At 72.0% G+C, this 21,433-nt stretch carries 20 protein-coding genes; 17 read left to right on the top strand and 3 right to left on the bottom strand.

Translation table 11 applies throughout. The annotated features are described in order from the left end of the window. The first annotated feature begins 33 nt into the window (after positions 1 to 33). Positions 34 to 2,286, top strand: a complete 2,253-nt coding sequence (locus ABME01_RS10310) for a RelA/SpoT family protein (RefSeq protein WP_353828319.1) — start codon at positions 34 to 36, stop codon at positions 2,284 to 2,286. On the opposite strand, the gene ABME01_RS10305 is transcribed toward ABME01_RS10310, so the two are convergent. The 3 genes from ABME01_RS10305 to ABME01_RS10295 all read right to left on the bottom strand — a co-directional run bounded on the left by ABME01_RS10305 (position 2,283) and on the right by ABME01_RS10295 (position 5,079). Continuing rightward, positions 2,283 to 2,846, bottom strand: a complete 564-nt coding sequence (locus ABME01_RS10305; protein ID WP_353828318.1) for a hypothetical protein — start codon at positions 2,844 to 2,846, stop codon at positions 2,283 to 2,285. The two genes, ABME01_RS10310 and ABME01_RS10305, sit on opposite strands and share 4 nt — an antisense overlap. A gap of 127 nt (positions 2,847 to 2,973) precedes the next feature. Further along, a complete protein-coding gene (locus tag ABME01_RS10300) occupies positions 2,974 to 4,206 on the bottom strand; it encodes a DUF349 domain-containing protein (RefSeq protein WP_353828317.1) in 1,233 nt (410 codons plus the stop codon). Between the two features lie 114 nt (positions 4,207 to 4,320). Further along, a complete protein-coding gene (locus tag ABME01_RS10295) occupies positions 4,321 to 5,079 on the bottom strand; it encodes a peptidylprolyl isomerase (RefSeq protein WP_353828316.1) in 759 nt (252 codons plus the stop codon). A gap of 115 nt (positions 5,080 to 5,194) precedes the next feature. On the opposite strand from ABME01_RS10295, the gene ABME01_RS10290 reads away from it, so the two are divergent. The 16 genes from ABME01_RS10290 to ABME01_RS10215 all read left to right on the top strand — a co-directional run bounded on the left by ABME01_RS10290 (position 5,195) and on the right by ABME01_RS10215 (position 21,285). After that, positions 5,195 to 6,643 (top strand): replication-associated recombination protein A, encoded by a 1,449-nt coding sequence (locus ABME01_RS10290; protein ID WP_353828315.1) that lies wholly within the window; start codon positions 5,195 to 5,197, stop codon positions 6,641 to 6,643. A gap of 184 nt (positions 6,644 to 6,827) precedes the next feature. Then, complete coding sequence (gene rpsD, locus ABME01_RS10285; protein ID WP_353828314.1) at positions 6,828 to 7,451, top strand: 30S ribosomal protein S4; 624 nt, start codon at positions 6,828 to 6,830, stop codon at positions 7,449 to 7,451. 132 nt (positions 7,452 to 7,583) lie between these two features. Continuing rightward, positions 7,584 to 7,772, top strand: a complete 189-nt coding sequence (locus tag ABME01_RS10280) for a hypothetical protein (protein ID WP_353828313.1) — start codon at positions 7,584 to 7,586, stop codon at positions 7,770 to 7,772. A 73-nt stretch (positions 7,773 to 7,845) separates the two neighbouring features. Further along, on the top strand, positions 7,846 to 10,503 hold the full coding sequence (alaS, locus tag ABME01_RS10275) for an alanine--tRNA ligase (RefSeq protein ID WP_353828312.1): 2,658 nt from the start codon (positions 7,846 to 7,848) through the stop codon (positions 10,501 to 10,503). 2 nt (positions 10,504 to 10,505) lie between these two features. Beyond that, positions 10,506 to 10,979 (top strand): Holliday junction resolvase RuvX, encoded by a 474-nt coding sequence (ruvX, locus tag ABME01_RS10270; protein ID WP_353828409.1) that lies wholly within the window; start codon positions 10,506 to 10,508, stop codon positions 10,977 to 10,979. A gap of 4 nt (positions 10,980 to 10,983) precedes the next feature. Then, positions 10,984 to 12,999: an endolytic transglycosylase MltG gene (gene mltG, locus ABME01_RS10265; protein WP_353828311.1), complete on the top strand. Its 2,016-nt coding sequence runs from the start codon at positions 10,984 to 10,986 to the stop codon at positions 12,997 to 12,999. After that, on the top strand, positions 12,996 to 13,883 hold the full coding sequence (locus ABME01_RS10260; RefSeq protein WP_353828310.1) for a shikimate dehydrogenase: 888 nt from the start codon (positions 12,996 to 12,998) through the stop codon (positions 13,881 to 13,883). The genes mltG and ABME01_RS10260 overlap by 4 nt, the downstream gene beginning before the upstream one ends. A 24-nt stretch (positions 13,884 to 13,907) precedes the next feature. Next, a complete protein-coding gene (aroC, locus tag ABME01_RS10255) occupies positions 13,908 to 15,119 on the top strand; it encodes a chorismate synthase (RefSeq protein ID WP_353828308.1) in 1,212 nt (403 codons plus the stop codon). Continuing rightward, a complete protein-coding gene (locus ABME01_RS10250; RefSeq protein ID WP_353828307.1) occupies positions 15,112 to 15,657 on the top strand; it encodes a shikimate kinase in 546 nt (181 codons plus the stop codon). The genes aroC and ABME01_RS10250 overlap by 8 nt, the downstream gene beginning before the upstream one ends. Then, positions 15,654 to 16,736 (top strand): 3-dehydroquinate synthase, encoded by a 1,083-nt coding sequence (gene aroB, locus ABME01_RS10245; RefSeq protein WP_353828306.1) that lies wholly within the window; start codon positions 15,654 to 15,656, stop codon positions 16,734 to 16,736. Before ABME01_RS10250 ends, aroB begins: the two co-directional genes overlap by 4 nt. Before the next feature lie 73 nt (positions 16,737 to 16,809). Then, positions 16,810 to 17,250 (top strand): type II 3-dehydroquinate dehydratase, encoded by a 441-nt coding sequence (locus ABME01_RS10240; protein WP_353828305.1) that lies wholly within the window; start codon positions 16,810 to 16,812, stop codon positions 17,248 to 17,250. 78 nt (positions 17,251 to 17,328) lie between these two features. Then, entirely contained in the window at positions 17,329 to 17,892 is a 564-nt protein-coding gene (efp, locus tag ABME01_RS10235; protein ID WP_353828304.1) for an elongation factor P, read from the top strand. Then, positions 17,892 to 18,305 carry a transcription antitermination factor NusB gene (gene nusB / locus ABME01_RS10230; protein ID WP_353828303.1) on the top strand — a complete coding sequence of 138 codons (414 nt, stop codon included), beginning with the start codon at positions 17,892 to 17,894 and terminating at the stop codon, positions 18,303 to 18,305. Before efp ends, nusB begins: the two co-directional genes overlap by 1 nt. Before the next feature lie 147 nt (positions 18,306 to 18,452). Continuing rightward, the gene (pyrR, locus tag ABME01_RS10225; RefSeq protein ID WP_353828408.1) at positions 18,453 to 18,992 is read left to right on the top strand and encodes a bifunctional pyr operon transcriptional regulator/uracil phosphoribosyltransferase PyrR; all 540 of its coding nucleotides are present in this window, start codon (positions 18,453 to 18,455) and stop codon (positions 18,990 to 18,992) included. Beyond that, positions 18,989 to 19,942 carry an aspartate carbamoyltransferase catalytic subunit gene (locus ABME01_RS10220; RefSeq protein ID WP_353828302.1) on the top strand — a complete coding sequence of 318 codons (954 nt, stop codon included), beginning with the start codon at positions 18,989 to 18,991 and terminating at the stop codon, positions 19,940 to 19,942. Before pyrR ends, ABME01_RS10220 begins: the two co-directional genes overlap by 4 nt. Further along, positions 19,939 to 21,285, top strand: coding sequence for a dihydroorotase (locus ABME01_RS10215; RefSeq protein ID WP_353828301.1), 1,347 nt, complete (start codon positions 19,939 to 19,941; stop codon positions 21,283 to 21,285). The genes ABME01_RS10220 and ABME01_RS10215 overlap by 4 nt, the downstream gene beginning before the upstream one ends. The last annotated feature ends 148 nt before the right edge of the window (positions 21,286 to 21,433 follow it).

The following is a 21,433-nucleotide window of genomic DNA, read 5'->3' as shown; positions in this document are numbered from 1 at the left end:
CGGTGATAATTGAGGTCTGGAGGTGTGGGGCCCATGACCGAGACCGGTGTCAACTCGACGGCGTCATTGCGCCGTCTCGTGCCGCGCATCTTCTCCAAGGCACTGCCGACCGGAGCGATCGACGGCGTCATCCGGACGGTCAAGATGCACCATCCGAAGGCCGACGTCTCGGTCGTCGAGCGCGCGTACACCGTCGCCGATCAGGCCCATGCCGGCCAGAAGCGCCGGAGCGGCGAGCCGTACATCACGCACCCGATCGCGGTCGCGCAGATCCTCGCCGACCTCGGCATCGGCTCGAAGGCCGTGGCGGCGGCGCTCCTGCACGACACCGTCGAGGACACCTCGTACACGCTCGACCAGCTCCGTGCCGACTTCGGCGACGAGATCGCGATGCTCGTCGACGGCGTCACCAAGCTGGACAAGGTCAAGTACGGCGATTCGACGCAGGCCGAGACGGTCCGCAAGATGATCGTCGCGATGTCCAAGGACATCCGCGTGCTCATCATCAAGCTCGCCGACCGCCTCCACAACGCGCGGACGTGGGGCTTCGTGCCCGCGGCGTCCGCCTCGCGCAAGGCGACCGAGACGCTCGAGATCTACGCGCCGCTGGCGCATCGGCTGGGCATCCAGGCCATCAAGTGGGAGCTCGAGGACCTCTCGTTCGCGGTCCTGTACCCGAAGCTGTACGCCGAGATCGAGAGCCTGGTCAAGCAGCGCACGCCGCAGCGCGAGGAGTACGTGCAGTCGGTCATCGACCTGGTCGGAGAGGACCTCAAGGCCGCGCGGATCCGCGGCAAGGTCGTGGGGCGACCGAAGCAGTACTACTCGATCTACCAGAAGATGATCGTGCGCGGCCGCGACTTCGACGACATCTACGACCTGGTCGGGATCCGCGTGCTGGTGAACTCGGTGCGCGACTGCTACGCGATCCTCGGTTCCATCCACGCCCGCTGGACCCCGGTGCCCGGGCGGTTCAAGGACTACATCGCGACGCCGAAGTTCAACCTCTACCAGTCGTTGCACACGACGGTCATCGGCCCCAAGGGACGCCCGGTCGAGATCCAGATCCGCACCCATGACATGCACCAGCGCGCCGAGTACGGTGTCGCGGCGCACTGGAAGTACAAGGAGCGGATGGCCACGGGCCGTGCCGACTCGGGGACGAGCGGGGACGCCGACATGGCGTGGCTGGCGCACATCTCCGACTGGCAGGCGGAGACGACCGATCCGGGTGAGTTCCTCGATTCGCTGCGCTTCGAGATCGGTGCGAAGGAGGTCTACGTCTTCACCCCGAAGGGGCGCGTGATCGGGCTCCCATCAGGCGCGACGCCGGTCGACTTCGCGTACGCGGTGCACACCGAGGTCGGTCACCGGACGATGGGTGCGAAGGTGAACGGCCGGCTGGTGCCGCTCGAGAGCGAGCTCACGAGTGGCGACGTCGTCGAGGTGTTCACGTCGAAGAACCCCGACTCGGGCCCGAGCAAGGACTGGCTGACCTTCGTCAAGAGCCCGCGTGCCCGGAGCAAGATCCGGCAGTGGTTCACGAAGGAGCGTCGCGACGAGGCCATCGAGCAGGGCCGCGATGCCATCGCGCGGGCCATGCGCAAGCAGAACCTGCCGCTGCAGAAGCTCATGAGCCAGGAGTCGTTCGCCGAGGTCGCGGCGCAACTGCGGTACGACGACGTCTCGGCGCTGTACGCCGCCGTCGGCGAAGGGCACGTGTCCACGCAGTCCGTCATCGAGAAGGTCGTCGCGCTGGTCCGCGACGACGACGACGTCGACGAGCCCGAGCTGCCGCCGATCCCGGTGCGCTCGCGGCCGCTGCCGCGGACCAGCGATTCGGGCGTGCTCGTTCGCGGGGCACCCGACATCCTGGTCAAGATCGCACGGTGCTGCACGCCCGTCCCCGGCGACGACATCGTCGGCTTCATCACCCGCGGCTCGGGGGTCTCGGTGCACCAGGCGTCGTGCCACAACGTGCAGTCGCTGCTGCGCGAGCCCGACCGGATGATCGATGTCGAGTGGGCGCCCAGTTCGAAGAGCGTCTTCCTGGTGCAGATCCAGATCGAGGCCCTCGACCGTGCCGGGCTGCTGTCGGACGTGACCCGTGTGCTGAGCGAGCACCACGTGAACATCCTGTCTGCCAACGTCTCGACCTCGACCGACCGACTTGCGATCAGCCGGTTCGTCTTCGAGATGGGCGACACGACCCACCTCGACCGCGTGCTGAACGCGGTGCGCCGGATCGACGCGGTCTACGACGTGTACCGCGTCAGCGACGGCTAGGCCGCGGCCTCGGGGCGGGCTGCGGCCTCGGCCAGACGTTCGAGGGCGACCGACTTGTGCGGCATCCGGTGCGCCCGCTCGATGCGTTCGCGGGCGCGCTGCCCCGCGCCGGGTCCGATCGCGAGGAGGCCCGCGACGATGCCGACCACCTCGGGAGCGGCGTGCGGATCGCGCACCAGGTCGTAGATGGTCCGATCGAGCCGGGTGCACCGGATGCCGCCGATGCTCGCCACCTCATCGGGCGTGATCGCGACCTCGCGCAGCCGGACTCCGGACGGGATCGAGCGGACGGACACCCGCTCGGTGTGCGGCACGCAGCATTCGATGGTGCGAGGAGGCACGGCGAGCGCACCGTGCACCCATGCCGCCGATCGCCGTTCCAGGATCGTGGACGTCGGCGTCGCAGGCGCGATCGCGGCCGCGCGAAGCGCGGGCAGGTCGGGTTCGTCGATCGGGCACCACCGCTCGCCGAGCCGCATGAGCTCGCCGTCGATGCGCGCCGCGCACAGCTCGGCGAGCGGGAGGTCGCGGGAGTCGAGGACGGCGGGGAGTCTGGCCATGCGTCCATGCTCGGCCATCCGGCCGCCGCGTCGGGGACCAGGTCGGAACCTGTGGACGAGGGGGCGGTCGGCTCCCCTGAGGAGGGCCGACGGCCCCGACGAACGGACCCGCCGCGCGCCGGACGCGTCAGCCGCCGACGGCCTTGAGCCAGGCGCGCCGCGCGTCGAGGGCCTCGCGCGCCGCGGCGGCGGCCTCGGCATCGCCGGACGCCTCGGCGTCGGCGAGCTCGGACTCGAGCTTCTCGATCGCGTCGTGCAGCTGCCCGAGCATGCCCTCGGAGCGAGCCTTCTTCTCCGGGTCCTCGCGCTCCCAGCGCTCGTCCTCGAGGGCCCGCACGTGGTTCTCGACCTTGCGCAGGCGGTCCTCCACCGAGCGGACCTGGTCACGGGGCACCCGGCCGATCTCGTCCCAGCGGCGCTGGATGCCGTTCAGCGTGGAGCGCGCGGACCGCGAATCAGTCGCGGAGAGGAGCGTGTCGGCCTCGTCGAGGAGCGCGCGCTTCTGCTCGAGGTTGGCGCGATACTCCTCGTCGTCCTTCGCGTCGATCTCGGCCTTGGCCTGGAAGAGCACGTCGCCCGCGGCCTTGAACTTCGCCCAGAGCGCGTCGTCGACCTTCTTGCCCGCGCGACCGGCCTGCTTCCACTCGTCGAGCAGGGCGCGGTACTCCGGCACCCCGTCCGCCCCGCGCGGGGCGAGCGCCTCGGCGCGTTCGATCAGGTGCTGCTTGCGCTGCCGGACCTCGCGGTGCTGGGCGTCGAGCTCGGCGAAGAACGCCTTGCGGTGCTGCTCGATCGTGGAGCGGGCCGCGCGGAAGCGCTTCCAGAGCTCGTTCGCCTCGCCCTTGGGCAGGCGCGGTCCGTCCTGCTGGTGCTGCTGCCACCGGGCGAAGAGGTCGTCGAGTGCCGCCGACGTCTGCTTCCACTGGGTCTTCGCCGGGTCCTGGGCCGCGAGGGACTCGGCCTCCTCGACGATGCGCGTGCGCTCGACGATGGCGTCGGCCAGTGCGGCCTTCGCCTCGGCCTGCTGCTGCACGGTGAGTTCCTGGGTCGTCCCCGACAGCGCATCCAGGCGGCGCGCGAGCGCCTCGAGGTCGCCGACCGCGTGGGCGTCGGCGACGCTGGACTGGAGCGTGGCGACGGCCTTCGCGACATCGGCCGCAGGCGCGCCGCGGCGCACGCGCTGCTCGAGCAGTGCCACGGCGCCGGCGAGGTCCGCGTACTTGCGCTCGAAGTAGGCCAGCGCCTCCTCCGGCGTCGCGTCGGGGTACTGCCCGACCTCGCGCTCGCCCTCGCTGGTCCGCACGAAGACGGTGCCCGTCTCGTCGACGCGGCCCCACGGTTGCTGTGCTGAATCGGTCACGAAAGTCACCCTGTCGTCGGTCGGATGCCGCATGCGCGGCGGGAAGACGGCTTCAAGCCTATTGCACCCCCGGAGCGGGCCGCCGGACGTGCCCTCGGGGCTCCGGGGCCGCGTTCACTCGACCTCGAAGGCCGTGATGGTCACCGCGTCGGCGGGCGCGCCGTCGGGGGCGCCGTCCGCGACGCCGAGGTCGGTGATGTCGCTGCGCAGCGCATCGAGTCCGTCGGTGACCCGACCGATCACGGTGTAGCCGCCGGCCGCGTCGGACGGGATCGTCGAGTCCTCGTACACGATGAAGAACTGGCTGCCCTGGCTCTCGGCGGCCCCGCCCGCCCGCGCCATCGCGATGGTGCCTGCCGGGTAGACGTCGTCGGCGGGCGCGTTCTCGATCGGGCCGTAGGAGTAGCCGGGGCCGCCGGTGCCGTCGCCGTTCGGGTCGCCGCACTGCAGCACGAAGATGCCCTGCGTGGTCAGCCGGTGGCAGGCGAGGCCGTCGTAGAAGCCGGAGTCGGCGAGGCTCACCGTGCTCGCGACGGCCTGCGGGGCCGCCTGCCCGTCGAGCTCGATCGACAGCGGCACGTCGTTGAGGCTCAGTGCGCCGACCCAGGTGCGATCCTCGGCGAGGTCGGGCGACGGGGCCTCGGCCTCCGGGGTCGGCGTGGGCGTCGGCGTGGCCTCGGGCGCGCCCGGACCGGCCGAGAAGTAGAACAGCTGGGCCACCACCGCGAGCGTCAGCACGACCACCAGCCCGATGCCGGCGAGGACGTTGTCCCGGGTGCGTCGCCGCACGGAGCGACGGTGCACTTCCTGACGGGCCTGGTAGGTGCGCAGGCGCGAGCGTTCCTCGCGCGCCTGACGGTCGTTCGTTGCCACGCTGCTCCTTCGGGGGAATCCTGCGGAGAGAGCCTACGCAACCGCGGTCCGCCGGGGCGAATCCGTCTCCTCCGCCGGCGCCGAGGTGTCGGCGGCCGCGATTACGCTGGTGCGCATGGTGGACACGGCGGCCGGACTGCGCGCCGGCGCGACCCCGCTCGCCGTCCGCATGCGACCGCGCAGCCTCGACGAGGTCGCGGGCCAGCGGCACCTGCTCACGCCGGGCTCGCCGCTCGTCGCCCTCGCGGCCGATCGGAGCGGGCAGTCGGGCGCCGTCTCGGTCATCCTGTGGGGGCCGCCCGGCACCGGCAAGACGACGATCGCGCAGGCGATCGCGCGATCCTCCGGTCGCAAGTTCGTCGAGCTCTCGGCCGTGACGGCCGGGGTGAGGGACGTGCGACAGGTCATGGAGGCGGCGCGGGCGGACCGCGACCTCTACGGCCTGTCCACCGTGCTCTTCCTCGATGAGATCCACCGGTTCACGAAGGCGCAGCAGGACGCGCTGCTGCCGGGGGTCGAGAACGGCTGGGTCATCCTGGTCGCCGCGACGACCGAGAACCCGTCGTTCTCCGTGATCTCGCCGCTGCTGTCGCGTTCGCTGCTGCTGACGCTCGAACCACTCGGCGACGACGACGTGGCACTGCTCGTCGACCGGGCGGTCGCCGACCCTCGCGGGCTCGACGGACGCGTCGACCTCGCCCCCGAGGCGCGCGCGGCGATCGTGCGGCTCGCCTCCGGCGACGCCCGGCGTGCACTCACCGCCCTGGAAGCGGCGTCGACCTCCGCGATGGGGGAGGCCGCGCGGGCCGACGGCGAGCGCGCGGCATCGGCGGCCGCCGCCGCCGACCCGGGGGAGGTCGGGAGTGACGACGAGGACGAGGACGCCGCCGAGGACGCCGCCGACGATCGCGCGCGAGCGGGGCGCCCCGTGATCACGCCGGACATCGTCGCGCGGGCGGTGGACCGGGCGCTGCTGCGCTACGACCGCGACGGCGACGAGCACTACGACGTGATCAGCGCGTTCATCAAGTCGGTGCGGGGCAGCGACGTCGACGCGGCGCTGCACTACCTCGCCCGGATGATCGAGGCGGGGGAGGATCCGCGCTTCATCGCGCGCCGCATCATCGTGCTCGCATCGGAGGACATCGGCATGGCCGACCCCACCGCGCTCGGCGTCGCGGTCGCAGCCGCCGACGCCGTGCAGTACATCGGCATGCCCGAGGGCCGCATCCCGCTGGCACAGGCGGTCGTGCACCTCGCGACCGCGCCCAAGTCGAACGCGGCCTATCTCGGCATCGACGCCGCCCTCGCCGACGTGCGCGCCGGGCGTCTCGGCCGCGTTCCGAAGCACCTCCGCGATGCCCACTACCCGGGCGCCAAGCGGCTCGGCCACGGGGTCGGGTACTCGTATCCGCACGACGACGCGATCGGAGTCGTGGCGCAGCAGTACCTGCCGGACCCGCTCCGGGGCGCGGTGTACTACTCGCCGACCGAGCACGGCAACGAGCGCGAGGTGTCTGCGCGGCTGGCCAAGCTCCGGCGCATCGTGCGCGGCGAACCCTGACCCGCCGTCCGTGATAGGATCGTCGCTGGCCTGAAGCTGGATTCTCGCGTGCGGCTGCGCGGTCTCCACGGCGAAGGGATGCGACCTGTAGCCGGTCGCCCCGCGGCGAACCCCTCTGAACATCGTCTTTCCGGCGTCGAACGCGCCCGGAACACATCGTTTGAGAATCCTCCGAAAGGACATCGTGACCAACCAGTCCCGAAGCAAGACCCGCCTCTCCCGCGCACTCGGCGTCGCCCTGACCCCGAAGGCCGCGAAGTACATGGAGAAGCGCCCGTACGCGCCCGGCGAGCACGGCCGCACCAAGCGCAAGCAGGACTCCGACTACGCCGTCCGCCTCCGCGAGAAGCAGCGCCTGCGCGCCCAGTACGGCATCCGCGAGAAGCAGCTCCGCATCGCCTTCAACGAGGCGCGCCGCACCGACGGCCTGACCGGTGAGAACCTGGTCGAGCTGCTCGAGATGCGCCTCGACGCGCTCGTGCTCCGCGCCGGCTTCGCCCGCACCATCTCGCAGGCCCGCCAGTTCGTCGTGCACCGCCACATCACCGTCGACGGCCAGCTCGTCGACCGCCCCTCGTTCCGCGTGAAGCCGGGCCAGGTCATCGGCGTCAAGCAGCGCTCCGAGGGCACCGAGCCCTTCCAGGTCGCGGCCGCCGGCGGCCACGTCGACGTCCTGCCCAAGGTGCCGGGCTACCTCGAGGTCGAGCTCGACAAGCTGCAGGCCAAGCTCGTGCGTCGCCCGAAGCGCGCCGAGGTCCCCGTCACGTGTGACGTGCAGCTCGTCGTCGAGTACTACGCCGCCCGCTAGTCGGTCGGTGCTCCCGAACGGGGTCGCGGTTCGCCGCGGCCCCGTTCGTCGTCTCCTCGCGAGGTCGATGCGACGCCCTAGACTGGTGGGACGCGTGCGCACCGTGCGGCACGACCCAGCGAGGAGTGAGACGTGAAGAGCATCCTGTGGTTCACCGTCGGCGTGGCAGCCGGGTTCGCGGCCGCCCACCAGGTCAACCGCACGGCCCAGGGTCGTGAGTTCTTCGCGGGTCTCGACGCCAAGGCGCGCGCGTTCGGCCGCGCCGTCGCCGAGGGCTACCACGCGCGCGAAGCGGAGCTCCGGGCCGCCGAGGACCGCTAGGCGCCGCGGGCCGAACCTGTTCCCGCGGACGCCGCGGGAACGCTCCACCATTCCCACGAACCAGAACGGAACCATGCAGACTGCAGAGATCCGCCAGCGCTGGCTGGACTTCTTCGCCGAGCGCGGCCACACGGTCGTGCCGTCGGCCTCGCTCGTCTCGGACGACCCCTCGCTGCTCTTCACGGTCGCCGGCATGGTGCCGTTCGTGCCGTACCTCACGGGCGTCGTCCCCGCACCCTACGCCAGGGCGACGAGCGTGCAGAAATGCATCCGCACGAACGACATCGAGGAGGTCGGCAAGACCCCTCGCCACGGCACGTTCTTCCAGATGAACGGCAACTTCTCGTTCGGCGACTACTTCAAGGAGGGGGCGATCACGTTCGCGTGGGAGCTCCTCACCAGTCCCGAGGCGGACGGCGGGTACGGCTTCGACCCGAAGGACCTCTGGGTCACCGTCTACGAGGAGGACGACGAGGCTCGCGAGATCTGGCGCCGCGTCGCGGGCCTGCCCGATGAGCGTATCCAGGGCCTCGGCAAGGACACGAACTACTGGCACACCGGTCAGCCCGGGCCGGCCGGACCGTGCTCCGAGATCTTCTTCGACCGAGGGCCCGCGTACGGCATCGACGGCGGCCCCGCCACGGACGACGACCGATACGTCGAGATCTGGAACCTCGTGTTCATGCAGTACCTCATCGCCGACGTGAAGTCGAAGACCGACTTCACGATCGTCAAGGAACTGCCCAAGAAGAACATCGACACCGGCATGGGGCTCGAGCGCGTCGCGTTCATCAAGCAGGGCGTCGACAACATGTACGAGATCGACCAGGTGCGTCCGGTCCTGGACGCCGCGGCGAAGCTGTCGGGTCGCACCTACGGCGCCGACCACGAGGACGACGTGCGCATGCGCGTCATCGCCGACCACATCCGCTCGTCGCTGATGCTGATGAGCGATGGGGTGACGCCGTCCAACGAGGGCCGCGGCTACATCCTGCGCCGCCTGCTCCGCCGGAGCATCCGCGCGATGCGCCTGCTCGGCGTCGAGGGCCCGACATTCCGGGAGCTCTTCGCCGCGTCTCGCGACGCGATGAAGGCGGCCTACCCCGAGGTCGCGACGAACTACACGCAGATCGAGCAGCTCGCGCTCGGCGAGGAGGCGGCATTCCTCCGCACGCTCACCGCCGGCACCGCGATCCTCGACACCGCGGTCGCGAAGACGAGGGCCGACGGAGTCGACCGCCTTGCCGGCGACACCGCGTTCCTGCTGCACGACACCTACGGCTTCCCGATCGAGCTCACGCTCGAGATGGCCGATGAGGCCGGCCTCGCCGTCGACCGCACGGCGTTCGACGCCCTGATGGCCGACCAGCGCTCGCGCGCGAAGGCCGACGCCAAGTCGAAGAAGAAGGTGCTGGCGGACCTCTCGGTCTACAGCGACTTCCGGGCGCGTGGTGAGACGGTCTTCACGGGATACAGCGACCTCGTGACCGACTCGACGGTGCTCGGCATCCTCGTCGACGGCCGTCCGTCGGCCTCGGCGACGACCGGTCAGACCGCCGAGGTCATCCTCGCGGAGACCTCGCTGTACGCCGAGTCCGGCGGACAGGCGCCGGATCGTGGCCGGATCGTCGGCGACGGCTTCGAACTCGAGGTGCTCGACGTGCAGAAGCCAGTGAAGGGCCTCATCAGCCACACGGTGAAGGTGACCGCGGGCGAGGTCGGCGTGGGCGTACCCGCGACGAGCGTCGTCGACGAGGACTACCGGCGCGGCGCGACCCAGGCGCACTCCGGTACGCACCTCGTGCACGCCGCGCTCCGGCAGGTGCTGGGCCCGACCGCGCACCAGTCCGGCTCGTTCAACAAGGCCGGCTACCTCCGCCTGGACTACGGCTGGAACCAGGCGCTGTCATCCGAGACGCGCAGCGAGATCGAGGAGGTCGCGAACGTCGCGGTTCGCGAGAACCTCGAGGTGGTGACCCGCGAGATGCCGATCGACGAGGCGAAGGCGCTCGGCGCCATGGCGCTGTTCGGCGAGAAGTACGGGGACGTCGTCCGCGTCGTCGACATCGGCGGCCCCTGGTCGCGCGAGCTCTGCGCGGGCACGCACGTCGCGCGAAGCGCCGAGATCGGCATGATCAACATCGTCGGCGAGTCGTCCGTGGGCGCCTCGAACCGCCGCGTCGAGTCCCTCGTCGGACAGGACGCCTTCAAGCGGTTCGCGGCGGAGCGTGCGCTCGTCCAGGAGCTGACCGGCACCCTCAAGACGCGCCCGGACCTGCTCGTGGACCGCGTCGGTGAGCTCGTCGCGAGCCTGAAGGCGGCGGAGAAGAAGATCCAGGCCTTCGAGGCGAAGGCGCTGAACGATCGGGTGCCCGACCTGGCGTCGAAGGCGGAGCGGGTGGGCGACCTGCTCGTCGTCGCCGAGGCGACGGGCCGGCTCGGCTCCGGCGACGAACTGCGCTCGCTCGCGAACGCGGTCCGGGCGAAGCTCGGCGACGCGGCATCCGTGGTGGCGCTCGTCGGCGAGGTCGGCGGCAAGCCCCTCGCGATCGCCGCGACCTCGCCGGCGGCTCGGGAAGCCGGGGCGAACGCCGGGACGATCGCGAAGGCCATGGCCGCGGCACTCGGCGGCGGCGGCGGCGGCAAGCCCGACCTGGCCCAGGGCGGCGGCTCCGACCTGACGGCGATCCCCGCCGCGCTGCGCGCCGCGCGGTCCGCCGCGGGAAGCTGATGATGCGTCCCGGCGCACGACTCGGCATCGACGTCGGCCGGGTCCGCGTCGGCGTCGCCCGCTGCGACGCGTCCGCCATCCTCGCGGTCCCCGTGGAGACGGTGGCGCGCAGCCCCGAGGGGGAGGACGCCGACATCCGACGGGTGCTCGAGCTGGCGGGCGAGCACGAGGTGATCGAGCTCGTCGTGGGTCATCCGCTGTCGCTGTCGGGCCGTCCGACCGCGTCGACGGACGACGCGGTCGGCTTCGCCGAGCGGCTGGCGGCCGGCGGCGCCGCAACGGTTCGCCTGGTCGACGAGCGCATGTCGACGGTGAGCGCGCAGCAGGCGCTGCGGTCGGCCGGGAAGTCGTCGCGCAAGCAGCGGCCCATCATCGACCAAGCCGCAGCCGTTATCATCTTGCAACACGCCATCGATGCCGAACGTGCATCGGGCACCGCCCCCGGACGCACGATCTCCGTCGAGGAAGGCCCCTGACCTCGTGACCCAGCTTCCCCCAGAACGCCGTCGGCCCGCCGACCCGCCGACCACGACCGGGTCGACGCCGAACGCCCCGCTGACGCGACGTGAGCTCCGTGCTCAGCAGCGTGCCGCCGCGGAGGAGCAGGCGCGGCAGGACGCGGGGCAGGATGCCGCGGCCCAGGGCGAGCCCACGGGCGGAGTCGACCCGCGCGGGTACGACGAGCGCACGTACGACCGGGCCGGATACGACCAGCGGGGATACGACCAGGCCGGGTTCGACCAGCGGGGATACGACCAGCGGGGAAACGACCAGGCCGGGTTCGACCAGGGTGGCTACGGCCAGCGCGGCTACGACCGGGCCGGCTACGACCAGGGCGGCTACGACCGGGCCGGCTACGACCAGGGCGGCTACGACCGGGCCGGCTACGACCAGCGGGGGTACGACGGGGCCGGCTACGACCGGCAGGGGTACGACCAGCAGGGACACGATCAGGCGGCGTACGACGAACACGGCGGCTACGACCAGCGCGGCTACGAGCGGGGCGGCTACGACCGTCGCGAGTACGACGACCGGCGATACGGGGCCGCGCGCGATCAGCGCGGGTACGACCAGCAGCGGTACGACGAGCACGGATACGACGCCGAGTACGACCGGACCGCTCGCGACGACCGTCGGGTCGCCGACCAGGCCGTCGGCAGTCCGGGGCGCACCGGGCGGGAGGACCACTTCACCGGTATCGGTGCGACTCCCGCGGTGTCCGGCGATCCGCGGTACGACGCCTACGCGCGCGACGACGCCACGGCGCCGGGCGAGGAGTCGATCCGCCCTGCGACCAGTCCGGGCATGATCTCCAGCGCCGACCCGCACGGGGAGGACCCGTTCGCCGACCTGATCGACGACGGCACCCGGCCCTCGCGCTCCGACCGTCGCGCGGTGTCGTCGTGGGAGCTCGAGGAGCAGGAACGCGAACCGAACCGTCGTCGTCGCGGCGCATGGGGCTGCCTCATCGCGCTCCTGGTCCTCGGCGCGCTCGTCGCCGGTGCGGCGTTCGTCCTCCAGGGGCCGATCACCTCGCTGGTCGAGCGCTTCCAGCCGCCGGAGGACTACACCGGGTCCGGCACGGGCGAAGTCGTGTTCATGATCAACGAGGGCGACGGCGGCGAGGCGATCGCGGCCAACCTCGAAGGCCAGGACATCGTCGCCTCGGGCGACGCGTTCATCGCGGCGGTGACCGACCGCAGCCCCGAGCCGACGTTCTACCCGGGCGCGTACGCGATGGCGAACCAGATGAGCGCGGAGGCGGCCCTCGACGCGCTGCTCGATCCCGAGAACAAGCTCGAGAACACGTTCGTGATCCAGGAGGGCCTCTGGGCTCGTGATGCCCTCGCTGCGGCATCGACCGCCACCGGCATCCCCATCGAGGACCTGCAGGCGGCGGCGGCCGACCCGCAGGCGCTCGGCCTGCCCGAGCAGGCGACGAGCGTCGAGGGCTTCCTGTTCCCGGCGACGTACACGTTCCCGCCGGACGTGTCGGCCGAGGAGGTCGTGCAGACCCTCGTCGACCGGTCGTTCCAGTCGCTCGACGACGCCGGCGTCGCCCCCGAGGACCGCTGGCAGACCGTCGTCATCGCGTCGCTCATCGAACGCGAGGCCGGTTCGGAGGCGGACGCCTACAAGGTCTCCCGCGTCATCCGGAACCGACTCGACCCGGACCAGTTCCCCTCGCAGCTGCTGCAGTTCGACTCGACGGTGCACTACGGCACGGGCGACGACTCGCTCGTGACGACGACCGACGCGGAGCGCGCCGACGAGTCGAACCCGTACAACACGTACGTGCATCCGGGCCTGCCGCCCGGGCCGATCGGCAACCCGGGCGATGTCGCGATCGACGCCGCCAGGAACCCCGCCGACGGTCCGTGGCTGTACTTCGTGACCGTGAACCTCGAGACGGGCGAGACCGTGTTCTCGGCCACGCTCGAGGAGCACGAGGCGGCGGTCCAGCGCTTCCTGCAGTACCTCGACGAGAACGGATGACGGTGACCGGCGGACGCCGTTCGGGCGACCCGGCGCGCACCGCGCGGCGACGGGTCCGGCTCGCCGTGCTGGGCTCGCCCATCGCGCACTCGAAGAGCCCCGCACTGCACCGGGCCGCGTACGCCGCGCTCGGACTCGACTGGAGCTACGACGCCATCGACACCCCGGCCGGAACGCTGGGCGACCTCATCGCCCGCGTGCGCTCGGACCCGGATGCCGCGTGGCGCGGCCTGTCCCTGACGATGCCGCTCAAGCGGGAGGTGCTCGACCACCTGGACGGCGCGGACCGGCTCGTCGACCTCGCCGGCGCAGCCAACACGCTGCGGTTCGCCGACGACGGCACGCTGCAGGGCTTCAACACCGACATCGGCGGGATCGTCGGCGCGCTCGGGCACGGCGGCGTCGACCGGGTCCACCGGGCGGTCCTCCTCGGCGGCGGCGCCACGGCCGCGTCCGCGCTCATCGCGATGGCCGAGCTCGGCGCGGCCGAGGTGGACGTGCTCGTGCGCGATCCCTCCCGCGCGCTCGGCGTCGTCGAGCTCGGGCGCCGCGTGGGACTCGTCGTGCGGGTCGGGTCGGTCGCCGAGCTCTCCGATGCGCCGCCGGCGGACCTGCTCGTGAGCACGGTGCCCGGCGGGACCGACCTCGGCGTCGCGCCCTCCGCCGCCCTGGTCGAGGCCGCCGTGCTGCTCGACGTCGCCTACGACCCGTGGCCCACCCCGCTGGCGTCGGACTGGCTCGATCGCGGCGGACGGCTCGTGCACGGGCTCGGCATGCTCGTGCACCAGGCCCTGCTCCAGGTCCGGGTCTTCACGTCGGGCGATCCGCTCGAGCCGCTGCCCGACGAGGAGTCCGTGCTCGACGTCATGCGCCGGAGCGCCTGAGGACCCTGTGGGAGGATGGTGGGCATGCTCCGTTGGCTCACCGCCGGGGAATCGCACGGCCCCGAACTCGTCGCGATCCTCGAAGGCCTCCCCGCAGGCATCCCCGTCACCCTCGACGACATCCGCGCCGACCTCGCGCGACGCAAGCTCGGCTACGGCCGCGGCGCGCGCATGAAGTTCGAGCAGGACGAGCTCGCGGTCTCGGGCGGCGTCCGGCACGGCCTCACGCTCGGGAGCCCGGTCGCCCTGCGGATCGGGAACACCGAGTGGCCGAAGTGGGAGCAGGTCATGAGCTCGGAGCCGGTCGACCCCGAGACGCTCGGTCGCGGACGCGGCGCCCCTCTGACGCGCCCGCGCCCGGGGCACGCCGACCTCGTGGGCATGCAGAAGTACGGCTTCGACGAGGCCCGTCCCGTGCTCGAGCGCGCCAGCGCCCGCGAGACGGCGGCACGGGTCGCCCTCGGCGCCGTCGCCCGGTCGTTCCTCGGCGAGCTCGGCATCCGCCTGGTGTCGCACACGGTCGCGATCGGCCCGGTGCACGTGCCCGAGGGGGCGGTGCTGCCCATGCCATCGGACGTCGACGCGCTCGACGCCGACCCGCTCCGCTGCTTCGACGCGGTGACGAGCGAGCGCATGGTCGCCGAGGTCGATGCCGCGCACAAGGAGGGCGACACGCTCGGCGGCGTCGTCGAGGTGCTCGCCTACGGGCTGCCGACGGGGCTCGGCTCGCACGTCCACTGGGATCGCCGCCTCGACGCACAGCTCGCCGCGGCGCTCATGGGCATCCAGGCCATCAAGGGCGTGGAGGTCGGCGACGGGTTCCTCACGACCACGCGTCGCGGCTCGGACGCGCACGACGAGCTGCACCTCGCCGACGGACGCATCATCCGCGCGAGCGACCGCGCCGGCGGCACCGAGGGCGGGATGTCGACCGGCACCGTGCTGCGGGTCCGCGCGGGCATGAAGCCCATCGCGACCGTGCCGCGCGCGCTGCCGACGATCGACGTCGCGACCGGCGAGCCGGCGCCCGCGCACCACCAGCGCTCCGACGTCTGCGCGGTGCCGGCGGCCGGCGTCGTCGCCGAGGCGATGGTGGCGCTCACGCTCGCGAACGCGGTGCTCGAGAAGTTCGGCGGCGACTCCGTCGCCGAGACGCGTCGGAACCTCGAGTCCTACCTCGCGGCGATCCCCGACGCCCTGGCGAGCGAGGTCGCCGACGGCGCGGTCCGTGCCTGACGCGGCGGCCCGACCCGCCGCGTCCCGGAGCCGGGAGGTGCCGCTGCCGATCGTGCTCGTCGGGCCGATGGGCTCCGGCAAGTCACGCGTCGGCGCGCGCCTCGCGGCCTCCCTCGACGTGCCGTACATCGACACGGACCGGAGGATCGCGGAGCGGTACGGACCCATCCCCGAGATCTTCGGCCGCGAGGGCGAGCCGTACTTCCGCATCGTGGAGCGCGAGGTCGTCGCCGAGGCGCTGCGCGAACCGGCGGTCGTCTCGCTCGGAGGCGGCGCGGTCCTCGACGACGCGACGCGCGCCGACCTCGCCGACCTCCCCGTCGTGCGCCTCGACGTCACGCCGGAGGCGGTCGCGCCGCGGCTGACCGGCGGCGGGCGACCCCTGCTCGCCGACGGCGGGATCGAGCGGTGGACCCGCATCCGCGAGGAACGCCGCCCCCTGTACGACGAGGTCGCCGACCTCACCATCGACACCTCGCGCCGCTCGGTCGCGCGGATCGTCGCGCAGATCACCGAGTGGGCTGGAGGACGCGCATGAGCGAGCAGGAGGCGACCGTGATCCGGGTCGGCGGAGAGGACGGGTACGACGTGCGCCTGGGGCGCGGCGTGCTCGACGGCCTCGCCGACGCGATCGGCCCGGCGGCGCGCAAGGTGCTCGTCGTGCACCCGTCCACGCTCGGCGCCCGCGCGGCCGAGTTGCGCGAGTCGCTCGGCGGCCGGTTCGAGGTGCTCCTCGCCGAGGTGCCGGACGCCGAGCAGGCCAAGCGCGTCGAGGTCGCCGCGTTCTGCTGGCAGATCCTCGGCCAGGCGGACTTCACGCGCACCGATGCCGTCGTGGGGTTCGGCGGGGGAGCGATCACCGACCTCGCGGGCTTCGTCGCCGCGACCTGGTTGCGGGGCGTGCCGATCGTGCAGGTGCCGACCACCGTGCTCGGCATGGTCGACGCGGCGATCGGCGGCAAGACCGGCATCAACACGAACGAGGGCAAGAACCTCGTCGGCGTGTTCCACGCACCGGCCGCGGTGCTGTGCGACCTCGCCCTGCTCGACACCCTGCCGCGCAACGAGGTCCTGGCCGGCTTCGCCGAGGTCGTGAAGGCGGGCTTCATCCGGTACCCCGAGATCCTCGACGTCATCGAGTCGGATCCGGAGGTCGCGACCGACCCGGCGACGCCGGAGTTCCGGCGCGTGGTCGAGCTCGCGATCCGGATGAAGGCGGAGGTCGTCACCGAGGACTTCCGCGAGGCCGGGCTGCGGGAGATCCTCAACTACGGTCACACGCTCGGTCACGCGGTCGAGCACGCCGAGCGCTACCAGTGGCGACACGGCGCGGCGGTCGCCGTGGGCATGGCCTTCGCCGCGGAGCTCGGCCGGCTCTCCGGCCGGCTCTCGGACGAGGTGGCCGACCGGCACCGCCGGATCCTCGACCTCCTCAGCCTGCCGACGTCGTACCCTGCCGGGCGCTGGAACACGCTGCTCGCGACCATGCAGCGCGACAAGAAGGCGCGCGCGGGCCAGCTCCGGTTCATCGTGCTCGACGACCTTGGCAAGCCGACCGTGATGCTCGCGCCCGACCAGTCGCTGCTGTTCGCGGCGTACCAGGAGATCGCGTCCTGAGCGCTCGTTCGATCCGGGCCGCCTCGGCCACGGGCGCCCGATGCGCCGGATGCGGCGCCGCTAGGCTTCGGGCATGACCACGATCCTCGTCCTGAACGGACCGAACCTCGGACGGCTCGGCACGCGCGAGCCCGAGGTGTACGGGTCGGAGACGCTCGCGGACATCGGTGCGGGCCTCGCGGCGTCCGTTCCCGACGGGGTCGAGATCGACCTCCGGCAGACCGACGACGAGGCCGAGCTCATCGGCTGGATCCACGAGGCGGTCGACCGTCGCGTGCCCGTCGTGCTGAACCCCGCGGCGTTCACGCATTACAGCTACGCCCTGCGGGATGCCGCCGCCCAGCTGGCGACGGTGGGCGTGCCGCTCGTCGAGGTCCACCTGTCGAACCCGCACGCGCGGGAGGCGTTCCGGCACACGAGCGTGATCTCCGGCGTCGCCTCCGGCGTCATCGCGGGGTTCGGGGCGGAGTCCTACCGGCTCGCAGTGGACTGGCTCCTGCGATCGCACAGCTGAGTCGACTACACTCGACCAGTCGCACGCCCGTTCGGCGTGCCCGCGCACTTCCCCTCCCATCGAACGGAAAGCACTTCCATGGCATCCACCGCTGACATCAAGAACGGCGTCGTCCTGAACATCGACGGCCAGCTCTGGAGCGTCGTCGAGTTCCAGCACGTCAAGCCCGGCAAGGGCGGTGCGTTCGTGCGCACGAAGCTGAAGAACGTCGTGTCCGGCAAGGTCGTCGACAAGACGTACAACGCCGGCGCGAAGGTCGACATCGAGAACGTCGACCGCCGCGACTTCACGTACCTGTACAGCGACGGCGACGGCTTCGTCTTCATGGACACGACCGACTACGACCAGGTGACGGTCCCGGCCGAGGTCGTCGGCGACGCCAAGAACTTCATGCTCGAGAACCAGTCGGTCACGATCGCGCTGAACAACGGCAACCCGCTCTACGTGGACCTGCCCGCGTCGGTCGTGCTCGAGATCACCTACACCGAGCCGGGCCTGCAGGGCGACCGCTCCTCGGGCGGCACCAAGCCGGCGACCGTCGAGACCGGCTACGAGATCCAGGTTCCGCTGTTCCTCGAGACCGGCACCAAGGTCAAGGTCGACACCCGCTCGGGCGACTACCTCGGCCGCGTGAACGACTAGTGAGCGCCCGCACGAAGGCGCGCAAGCGCGCCCTCGACCTGCTCTACGCCGCGGACATGCGGCAGGTCCCGGTCGAGCAGCTGCTCGTGGCCGAGGCCGAGCGCGCCGTGAACGAACCCGAGCGCCAGGCGTCGTGGCTCTACGCCCGCGAGATCGTCGACGGGATCGTCGACAACCGCGATGAGATCGACGAGCTCATCACGACGCACGCGCGCGGGTGGACCCTCGAGCGCATGCCCGCCGTCGACCGCGCGCTGCTGCGCATCGGCGTGTGGGAGATCGTCTACAACGACGAGGTTCCCGACCCGGTCGCGATCGCCGAGGCCGTCGAAGCGGCGACCGTGCTCTCGACCGACGATTCCGCCGGTTTCGTCAACGGACTGCTCGCGGCGGTCTCGCACGCGAAGGGCTGACGCCCGCACTGCTCGGCCCCGCCCGCGTTCGCGCGAGCGGGGCCGTCGCCGTCCCGTCGCGGTGCCGTCACCAGGCGACGCGCGCTGGTAGGATCGATCGACCGACAACCTTGAAGTCCGTCCCGTGAGGCGGAGAAGGGAGTCTGCATCGCTGTGCGCACCGTGCTCCAGCAGGCCGACCTCGAGCGGGCGTTGACCCGCATCGCCCATGAGATCCTCGAAGCCAATCGCGGCGCCGACGATCTCGTCCTCCTCGGCATTCCCACGCGCGGCGTGGCGCTGGCCGAGCGACTCGCCCGGATCGTGTCCCGGATCGCCGGCGCCGACGTGCCCGCGGGCGCCCTCGACGTGACGATGTACCGCGACGACCTGGGCCGCAACCCGATCCGCGAGACGCATCCCACCCAGGTGCCCGGCGACGGCATCGACGGCCGCGTCGTGGTGCTCGTCGACGACGTGCTCTACTCGGGCCGGACCATCCGCGCCGCGCTCGACGCGCTGGCCGACCTCGGCCGGGCGCGCGCCGTCCGACTGGCGGTCCTCGTCGACCGCGGGCACCGCGAGTTCCCGATCCGCGCCGACTACGTGGGCAAGAACCTGCCGAGCTCGGCGCGTGAGCGCATCAACGTCCACCTCGTCGAGGTCGACGGGGAGGACTCCGTCACGATCGAGGGAGGCGACGCATGAGGCACCTGCTCAGCACGCGCGACCTCGCGCGCGACGAGGCCATCGCGCTGCTCGACGTCGCCGAGGACATGGCCGCCGTGCAGGACCGCGAGGTCAAGAAGCTCCCGACGCTGCGCGGCCGCACGGTCGTGAACCTGTTCTTCGAGGACTCCACGCGCACGCGCATCTCGTTCGAGGCGGCCGCCAAGCGGCTCTCGGCGGACGTCATCAACTTCAGCGCGAAGGGCTCCAGCGTCTCGAAGGGCGAGAGCCTGAAGGACACCGCGCAGACCCTGCAGGCCATGGGCGCCGACGGCGTGGTCATCCGCCACCACGCGTCGGGAGCGCCGTTCACGCTCGCCACGAGCGGGTGGATCGACGCGGGCGTCGTCAACGCCGGCGACGGCACCCACGAGCACCCCACCCAGGCACTGCTCGACGCGTTCACGATGCGTCGCCGCCTGCACGGGGCCGCATCGCGTGGACGGGACCTCGACGGCGTGCGGGTGGTCATCGTCGGCGACATCCTGCACTCCAGGGTCGCGCGATCGAACGTGTGGCTGCTCGAGACGCTCGGCGCCGAGGTCACCCTCGTCGCCCCGCCCACCCTCGTGCCGGTCGACGTGACCGGCTGGCCGGCGACGGTCGAGTACGACCTCGACCGCGCCCTCGCCGCGGCGCCCGACGTCGTCATGATGCTCCGCATCCAGGCGGAGCGCATGCAGGGCGCATTCTTCCCGAACAGCCGCGAATACGCGCGGACCTGGGGGCTGGACGACCACCGGTTCGCCCAGCTTCCCGAGACTACGATGGTGATGCATCCGGGCCCCATGAACCGCGGGCTCGAGATCGCCGCCCGCGCCGCCGACTCCCCGCAGTCGACGGTGCGCGAGCAGGTTGCGAACGGAGTATCAGTGAGAATGGCCGCCCTGTATCTGCTGCTGTCCGGCGAACGGGGTGAGGCCCGATGAGCGAGCGCTTCCTGATCCGCGGCGCCGCGCTCCCCACCGGCGAGCGCGCCGACCTCCTGCTCGAGGACGGCCGGATCGCCGAGGTCGGCCGCGTCACCGACGCCGCCGGTGCGACCGAGGTCGACGCCGAGGGTCTCGTCGCCCTCCCGGGCCTGGTGGACCTGCACACGCACCTGCGCGAACCCGGCTACGAGCAGAGCGAGACGGTGCTGACCGGCACGCGCGCCGCCGCCGCGGGGGGCTTCACGGCCGTGTTCGCCATGGCCAACACCTTCCCGGTGGCCGACACGGCGGGCGTCGTCGAGCAGGAGCTCACGCTCGGCGAGGCCGCCGGCTACGCGACCGTGCAGCCGATCGGCGCCGTGACGGTGGGGCTGCGGGGCGAGCAGCTCGCCGAGCTCGGCGCGATGGCCGCCTCCCGGGCACGCGTGCGCGTCTTCAGCGACGACGGGTTCTGCGTGTTCGACCCGCTGCTCATGCGCCGCGCGCTCGAGTACGTCAAGGCGTTCGACGGCGTCATCGCGCAGCACGCCCAGGAGCCCCGGCTCACGCAGGGCGCCCAGATGAACGAGGGCGCGCTCTCGGGCGAGCTCGGGCTCGCCGGGTGGCCGGCCGTCGCCGAGGAGTCGATCATCGCCCGCGACGTGCTCCTGGCCGAGCACGTCGGCTCGCGACTGCACGTCTGCCACGTCTCCACGGCCGGGTCGGTCGAGGTGATCCGGTGGGCCAAGGCCCGCGGCATCGACGTCACGGCCGAGGTCACCCCGCACCACCTGCTGCTCACCGAGGAGCTCGTGGCGGGCTACGACCCGCGGTTCAAGGTCAACCCGCCGCTGCGACGCCAGGAGGACGTCGACGCGCTGCGCGCGGCCCTGGCCGACGGGACGATCGACATCGTGGCGACCGACCACGCCCCGCACCCCGTCGAGGCCAAGGAGGGGCAGTGGGACTCGGCCGCCAACGGGATGGTCGGCCTCGAGTCCGCACTCTCGGTGGTGCAGCAGACGATGGTCGAGCCGGGCCGCATGGGGTGGGCCGACGTCGCCCGGGTGCTCTCCGCGACGCCGGCGCGCATCGGGCGCATCGCCGGGCACGGCGAGCCGGTGGCGGCCGGCTCCGCCGCGGAGCTGACGCTCGTCGATCCCAGCGGGTCCTCGGAGTTCGGCACCGAGCGGCTCGCGGGCCGGAGCGTCAACTCGCCCTACCTCGGCCGAACCCTGCCGGGTCGGGTCGTCGCGACGTTCCATCGCGGCGTGCCCACGGTGCTCGACGGCGCCGTGCGCCCGGCCGACGAGGTCGCTGCCGCGTCCGCCGGCATCGCCGAGGAGGCGGCGCGTGGATAGCCGCTGGATCGGCGTCGTCGTCGCCGTCGTGCTCGTCGGCACGGCCGCGTGGCTCATGCTCCGCTCGTGGCGACGGCGCGAGGTGCGCGACGAGACCCTCGCCGCCTACCCGCCGCCGCCCACGCTCGGCCCCGCGACGCTCGAGGTC

Origin of the sequence: Agromyces litoreus (assembly GCF_040496015.1) — a bacterium.
Lineage (GTDB): Bacteria > Actinomycetota > Actinomycetes > Actinomycetales > Microbacteriaceae > Agromyces > Agromyces litoreus.
This window is presented reverse-complemented; position numbering and strand designations above follow the sequence as displayed.

Coding starts and splice junctions, on each gene's coding strand:
- ABME01_RS10310 (WP_353828319.1), top strand. CDS start 34: ATGACCGAGACCGGTGTCAACTCGACGGCGTCATTGCGCCGTCTCGTG.
- ABME01_RS10305 (WP_353828318.1), bottom strand. CDS start 2,846: ATGGCCAGACTCCCCGCCGTCCTCGACTCCCGCGACCTCCCGCTCGCC.
- ABME01_RS10290 (WP_353828315.1), top strand. CDS start 5,195: ATGGTGGACACGGCGGCCGGACTGCGCGCCGGCGCGACCCCGCTCGCC.
- alaS (WP_353828312.1), top strand. CDS start 7,846: ATGCAGACTGCAGAGATCCGCCAGCGCTGGCTGGACTTCTTCGCCGAG.
- ruvX (WP_353828409.1), top strand. CDS start 10,506: ATGCGTCCCGGCGCACGACTCGGCATCGACGTCGGCCGGGTCCGCGTC.
- ABME01_RS10260 (WP_353828310.1), top strand. CDS start 12,996: ATGACGGTGACCGGCGGACGCCGTTCGGGCGACCCGGCGCGCACCGCG.
- aroC (WP_353828308.1), top strand. CDS start 13,908: ATGCTCCGTTGGCTCACCGCCGGGGAATCGCACGGCCCCGAACTCGTC.
- aroB (WP_353828306.1), top strand. CDS start 15,654: ATGAGCGAGCAGGAGGCGACCGTGATCCGGGTCGGCGGAGAGGACGGG.
- ABME01_RS10240 (WP_353828305.1), top strand. CDS start 16,810: ATGACCACGATCCTCGTCCTGAACGGACCGAACCTCGGACGGCTCGGC.
- efp (WP_353828304.1), top strand. CDS start 17,329: ATGGCATCCACCGCTGACATCAAGAACGGCGTCGTCCTGAACATCGAC.
- ABME01_RS10220 (WP_353828302.1), top strand. CDS start 18,989: ATGAGGCACCTGCTCAGCACGCGCGACCTCGCGCGCGACGAGGCCATC.
- ABME01_RS10215 (WP_353828301.1), top strand. CDS start 19,939: ATGAGCGAGCGCTTCCTGATCCGCGGCGCCGCGCTCCCCACCGGCGAG.